A 6,185-nucleotide genomic window follows, 5' to 3' on the forward strand; every position below is an offset into this window, starting at 1 on the left:
TTGACGGCCAGGACGCCGCCGGGCAGCGGGTGCTGCTCGGCGGGCTGCCAGGCCACTGCCACGGCCAGGCCGCGGGGGCCGAGCTGGAGCACCGCCCCGGGGCGTCCGTCTCCAGCCTGGACGATGTCGATGCCGACGGCCGCGAGGGCTGTGGCCGTCTCGTTCCACAGCGTCCTGTCGTCGGCGGCCGACTCGGTGGCGGCGACGGGGGAGGGGAGGCGTTCCTGCTGGTAGCCGAGGTGCTGGTGGTGCATCCCGCCCCTACAGCGCAGCCCGGCCGGCGCCTGGCGGCAGGACGGCCAGCGGCTCCTTGGCCTGGGGGGTCAGGAGTGCTCGGCCACCAGGTCCGCGACCCCCGTCGCCCTGCCCGCTCCCGCCGAGTTGCAGATCCCCATCGGCCCGCCCGCCATGACCCCGGGGGCGGGCCGTCGCTGCGGTCTCGGATCGCCTCTTGCCGCCCAATGTTGCTGGCACGCCGTGCGGGGACCCGGGCTGCACCTGCTAGGCGATGTAACTTACTTCGTAAAGGCTCGGATTGGTCCCGATCGCGCTTAACACGGTGTATCGTCAGCGACGGCAGGGACTGCTGCCACCGTCTGCGCATCGCGGCCCGGACCTGCTGCGCTCAGGCGACGGAAAGAGGCAAACGCTTCGTCAGTGCGATGACCACCACGCCCTGAGCGGCATGCTGGTCCGGGGTGTCGTGCCGCAGTTGGGACTTTCCATGTCGAAGGACAGCAACGCGACTCTGCGCACCCGGTACACAGGGGAGTCGTACACCCAGGCCCAGCAATGGCTCCGGCGCAACGGCCGTTTCCGAGGCCTCGTCCCGGACGCCGACGACCCCCAACAGATCCGGCTGGAGGCAGCCGCTCTCCTCACCCTGGCACGGCCCGCCGCCGGCAGCCTGCCCCCGGTCGACGCGGCAGGGACCCTCTTCGGCCTCGCAGGTACGAGTCCGGGCGCGGACGAGCTGGTCCTCCTTCCCGCCCACGGGCTCCACGGACCCGTACTTGCCCGGCTGCTGCCGAGCCTGACCACCGACGGCGCGGTCGTCGGGATTCCCGGGCTGCGCGTCTTCGTCGACCGGGCCAGCCCGTACCTGTGGCTGCGGCGGCTCGGAGAGCACGCCGCCCTCGATGTGCTCCCCAGCCGGCGCACCAGTGCGACGGCCGCCCGCGAGGACGTCACCGCCGCGACGCTGGCCGTCCAGCAGAACGGCCTCTCTCCCTTGTGGGACCTCGACCACCAGCACGAACGTGAGATCGCCGCGTGGCGCGCACTGCGGGCGGAAATCGGCGACGACGGGCCGCGGTGGAGCCGTGCGCTGCGCCGTGGCGGTCTGTTCCTGGGCGGCGCGCCCGGGTGGCGGTCGCTCGCGCCGACGGACGAGGAGGTGCGCGGGCCCAAGCCCGATCAGTTGGTGCCGCGGCCGGTGGCACCGGAGGCCGCGGAACAGGTCAGGGGTGTGGTGGCCGTTGCCTCGGCGGACGGGAGAGGGGGCCGGGGTTGCACCACGCTGGTGCTGGCGCTGGCCGGCGCGCTGGCGCGTTCCGGTGTTCGCGTGGTGGTCCTGGCCGGCGACGACCCGGTCGGCGTGTTCGCGGCCTTCCGTGTGGGGCCCCCGCAGCCGGGGGTGTGGGCGCCTCTGCCCGGTGGTGTCCTGCGGCAGCCGATCATGCTCGGCTCCCTCACCCGGGAGATCGCAGAGCGGCAGGTCACGGCCGCGCGCGAGGAGTTCGATGTCGTCCTCATCGATGCCGGCACCGACTACCAGCACCGCGAGCTGGCCTCGTCCGCCGACATCGCCGTCCTCCTCGCCAAGTACAGCGCCAGGGACTGGGGGTACGTGGAGAGGGTGGACCACCGGCCCGAGGAAGTCCGCTTCTTCGAGTGGTTGAGCCAGCGGGCGGACGAGTACTTCCACCGGGCTCCCACGGCCCACACCGACCGTCGGCGCCTGCTCAACCTTCTGACCGAGGAGCTGCAGTGGTACCAGGCCTCTGCCCTCGCTGAAAGCGGCGAGCACCAGGAGCTCGTGGACCTTCTGTGGTCCCGGGACCCCGCGGCCGCCGATGCCGAACCTGACGGCGAGGGCGACCTGCCCTACGACCCGTCGGACCCCGAGGATGTCGAGGACTGGTGGAACGAGACCTGGTCGGACAGCGTGACGATCGACCTCGACACGCCCTTCCCGGCCGAGTTCCCCACACCCGGTGACCCGCGAACCCGTGAACGACAGCGCGCGCTGGTCGAGTTCCTCACCCCGGAGGGACAGCTGCGCCATGGCGCCCAGTGGACGGCGGCCACCACCGAGTGGCTTACGCGCCCGCTCGAGGAGATCGTCCAGGAACTCACGTCCCGAGCCGATCGCACCGTCGACGGGCTGCTCGACGAGGTGGAGGAGCCGGCCGTCGAGCGCTGGGGACCCCGGTTGTGGCATGAGAAGCGGGGTGTCTGGGCAGCGGCACGGGAGGCCGGTGACGATCTGGTCAGCGGGTGGGCGGACATGATCGAGCACCGGCACCGCGACGAGCCGGCCGAACAGACCGCGCAGGCACTGACCATGGCCGTATGGCAACGGCCGGAGACCACCGGCGTCCTCGCGCTCATGGGACGCGAGACGCGATTTCCGCACCATCGGCTCGCCGCCGTCCGAAAGGCCCTCCCGGAGGGCCTCGCGGATGTCCTGCTGTGGCCCGAGCAGACGGACCTCCGCGAGGCCCCTGCGCCCGAACTGCTGAGCCACCGCTCCGGGCCGGCTTCGGCGGCAGCCAACCGGGCCGCACAGACCGTCGTACGGCAACTGCGCCTGGCGACCACAGGTACACCTGTCACGAGCGCTAGGGACAACAGGCTGGAGTCGTAAGAGGACAACACCCTCCTGGGGCCGGACCACTTCGGCGCCTCCCTATCGGCTGCGCCCCTGCACAAGAACACTCCGGCCGGCCTGGACACCGATCCGACACTGCGGACCCACGACGGGGCTTGAGGGTGCTGTTCACGGACGAGCGCTCCGCAGGCCTGTCCAGTCTCGGGACAGGCCTGCGCAGACGCTGGCCCGCGCGGGCGGATTCCATCTTGTAAAGGCTCTGGTCGCCCGCCGCCCGGTCCGGTCGGCCAGGGCCTGTCTTATGGTCCGGCCGCACGGCCGCCGGGCTGCTGCGCTGTTGCTGTCCGCTTCCGCCTTTGCCGACAGCTGGCCGTCCGGCTGCCTGCCTGTCTGCCCTAGCGACCACTTGTGGGTCACTCGATCAGATGAAGCCCGCCGTCATCGCTGCGCCCCGTTCTCCCTACCCAGTAGCCTTGGCCTCAGCCTGGCCCGGGCGCTCGGGCCAGATCCGACTGTCCCTTCGGACGGGGCCGGAGAACCTTCTAGCGCCAAGGTCCCCCGGGGCCGGGCATGCGCTGCGACGTCGACACGTAGCGCAACCCGGCCCCCGGGGGACACCGCGATCCACACCCGCTCACATCACCCCGGCTGCTCAGAGAGCGTCGGGCTTGCGGCTGAAGAATCCCATCGGCCATTCCTCTCGGGTGGCGGCCGGCCTTGGACGGGCCCGGCCTGGTGGGTGGGCGGCTGCCTTGAGAGTCAGGCGTGGTGGGCCTGGCTGATCGCGGCCTGGATGCGGGCCTCGGTCGCGGCGGGGTCGGTCGACTCCCGCAGCAGCTGGTCGACCAGGAGCTCGGAGCCGGCGGTGTCGCCGCGCCGGACGGCCGCGATGATCTGGGCGACCATCACGGCCTCGAACGCGGCGCCGTGCTCGCCTAGGGGCAGCAGGCCCGCGCGGCGCAGGCCCGCCTCGTGCCTGCGCCGGACCTTGGTCCGCAGTCGCGCGGGGTCGGGCTCGTCGGCGTCGGTAAGCCGGGCCAGCTCCGCCCAGCTCAGCCCGCGCGCCTTGAGCGCGACGACCAGGGCGTCCCGGCGGTGGGTCAGCCGGTCGACGGCCCAGGAGACCGCGCGCAGCTGCTCGGCCGCCTCCAGATCGTCGCCGCGTGCCTGGGCGTCGTCCATCGGGTCGCCGAGGGCGGCCAGCATCGCCTCCAGGTAGCCGGCATCACGGGCGTGGGCGATCCAGCCCGCCGGGTCGTCGCTGTGGGCGAGCCGACGCTGCCAGCCGTGCGCGGTGCCGTCGGTGAGCACGAGCACCGGGTCGTCGGCGAAGCGGCCGAGCGCGACGCGGGCGACGGCGAGGGCGACCTGGCCGGGCTCGGCGAGCACCGGCAGGCCCAGCGCTGTACGCGACTCGTTGGAACCGTCCGGGCGCAGCGCGGCGTGGCACCAGCCGGTCTCGCAGGACCAGGCGGCGAGCAGACCGGCACCGTACAGGTCGGCGTCGATCCGGGGGTGGGACGCGGGCCAGGTGAGGACCGCGGAGGGGGCCACGTGGATGCCGTTCTCGGCAAGCTCGTCCGTGTCCGGCACATCCAGGGTTCCGGGCTTCAGGCCGGCGGTGTCCAGAGCGGCGAGCACGCGGCCGAGGTAGTCCTCGGCCTCGCTCAACGTCATCATGAGACCTCCAAAATTGCTGTGCGCTTTTGCGCACAACACGGAGTGTGCGCGCCTGCGCACAGCTTGCGCAAGGGGATCGCTGAAAGCCCCTCAGACGAGTGACGACCCCGGACACGGCGACGGGCCCGGGAAACCCCGAGGCCCGTCAGCCAGCCTTCGAATCAGGCCTGGTCAGGTGCGGTCGGGGTGTACGTAGACCTCACGGTGCGCCAGCTCTCCCCGCTCGGCCGCGCCGCGCAGCGCCGCTCGCACCACCGCCTCGTCTGACGACGGGCCCGGTCAACCGGGGCCCGGCTCGGTCCGGCCACTGCGGCAGAAGGAGCTGTCATCGACAGTTTTTCCTGTCAATCCACTACTGTGGCCACATGGCGGACACGGCGAAAACCCAAGACACCTTCGTTCCTGGCTATGTGGAGCCCACCCCGGACCAGCTGGCGCGCTTGGCGGAAGAGCTGAGCTCCCTTGCGTGGAAGCATGCCCTGGAGATCTCCCAGCGGCTGAGTACAACGGCACCAGAGGAGAGGGCCGCAGCCAGTCAGCATCTGCGCTGGACCACCGACTGGACCTTGTCCATCCTGCGCATGCTGCGCGAGGTGGGCCCAGCCGCGGAGGCTGCAGCTGCTGAGATCGCCCGTCGGGCAGGGAGCCAGGGTGCCAGCTACGTACAGCTCGGCGAGGCCTGGGCCATCACCCGGCAGTCGGCTCGCGCCAAGTGGCCCAAAGCCATCTCCGCTTCGAGGCCGCTGACCCTGCAGACTGCGGGTGGTTCGGCTCAGGTCAGCTACCGTGAGGACGGAAGCGGCTGGACGTGGGCGGCGGTGGCCTCGAACGGTGTCACCGGGAAGCCCGAGGCCTGCTACGGCACGTCCGAGGAAGCGTTGGCCCACGCCGGTCACTTCCTTCTCGCCAACGCAACGGACGTGGAGCAGTGAGAACCCTCTGGCTGCGGGCCCCAGAACTGCCGCGACTTTGCCCGCCCGTCCGCCGCCCCGTCCCGCCTCCGGGCGGCCGTCCGCCTGTCGTCCGGCCGCCGTCCGGCACAACGCGAGGGCCTGTTCCCGGCATTCGAGCTGCCGGGAACAGGCCCTCGGGCATTCTGCCCCGCCCCTTACGAGCGGCCGCCGGCGACCTGCCGCTTCCGAGACGCGAGAAGCCGGCCGGTGATCCCGGGGATGTCGTAGTAGAGCGTCGAGCGCGAGACCTTGAGCTCGGCCGCCACCGAGGTGATGGTCCGGTCCGGGTCGGCGAGCAGTTCCTTCGCCCGCTCGATCTGCTCGGCCGTCATCGTCGTCAGGCGCCGCAGCGCCACAGGGCGGCCCTGCCCGTCCCGCTCGATCAGCTCGTTGCGCCGTCCCGTCAGCTGCTCCTGGGCCACCGCGTCCGCGAGGTCGCGATCGACCCGCTGTCCCGACCGCGCGATCTCGTCCCAGAAGGTTTGGAAGGCGTCGAAGGCGGCCTCCAGCTCGGCGACGCCGACCTCCTGCTCCACGCCGTCGACCGTGACGAGGCGGTAGCCGTCCTGTGCGGTGGTCAGCCGTTTCATGACGGCGACGGCCTGGTCGAACACGGTGTTGTCCACGCCCGCCCAACCCGGCCACGCCGGCCCGCGTCACGGCCTCTCGCCCGTACAGCCCACCCGCCCGGGCCGCCCCCGCTCACACCGTCCGCCCTC

At 71.9% G+C, this 6,185-nt stretch carries 5 protein-coding genes; 2 read left to right on the plus strand and 3 right to left on the minus strand.

All coding sequences use genetic code 11. From position 1 onward, the window contains the following. Positions 1 to 254, minus strand: a 254-nt coding sequence (locus AA75_RS15155) for a hypothetical protein (protein ID WP_033820536.1), incomplete at its 3' end; no start/stop codon positions are given. 470 nt (positions 255 to 724) lie between these two features. On the opposite strand from AA75_RS15155, the gene AA75_RS15160 reads away from it, so the two are divergent. Then, positions 725 to 2,869: a hypothetical protein gene (locus tag AA75_RS15160; protein ID WP_149038150.1), complete on the plus strand. Its 2,145-nt coding sequence runs from the start codon at positions 725 to 727 to the stop codon at positions 2,867 to 2,869. A gap of 723 nt (positions 2,870 to 3,592) precedes the next feature. Here AA75_RS15160 and AA75_RS15165 read toward each other — a convergent pair. After that, a complete protein-coding gene (locus AA75_RS15165) occupies positions 3,593 to 4,513 on the minus strand; it encodes a hypothetical protein (protein WP_033820538.1) in 921 nt (306 codons plus the stop codon). A 365-nt stretch (positions 4,514 to 4,878) separates the two neighbouring features. On the opposite strand from AA75_RS15165, the gene AA75_RS15170 reads away from it, so the two are divergent. Further along, positions 4,879 to 5,445 (plus strand): hypothetical protein, encoded by a 567-nt coding sequence (locus AA75_RS15170; protein WP_051812449.1) that lies wholly within the window; start codon positions 4,879 to 4,881, stop codon positions 5,443 to 5,445. Between the two features lie 176 nt (positions 5,446 to 5,621). Here AA75_RS15170 and AA75_RS50880 read toward each other — a convergent pair whose 3' ends face one another. Further along, on the minus strand, positions 5,622 to 6,092 hold the full coding sequence (locus tag AA75_RS50880; protein WP_033820539.1) for a helix-turn-helix domain-containing protein: 471 nt from the start codon (positions 6,090 to 6,092) through the stop codon (positions 5,622 to 5,624). Positions 6,093 to 6,185: the final 93 nt, after the last annotated feature.

Source organism: Kitasatospora sp. MBT63 (assembly GCF_000710465.2).
GTDB lineage: Bacteria > Actinomycetota > Actinomycetes > Streptomycetales > Streptomycetaceae > Kitasatospora.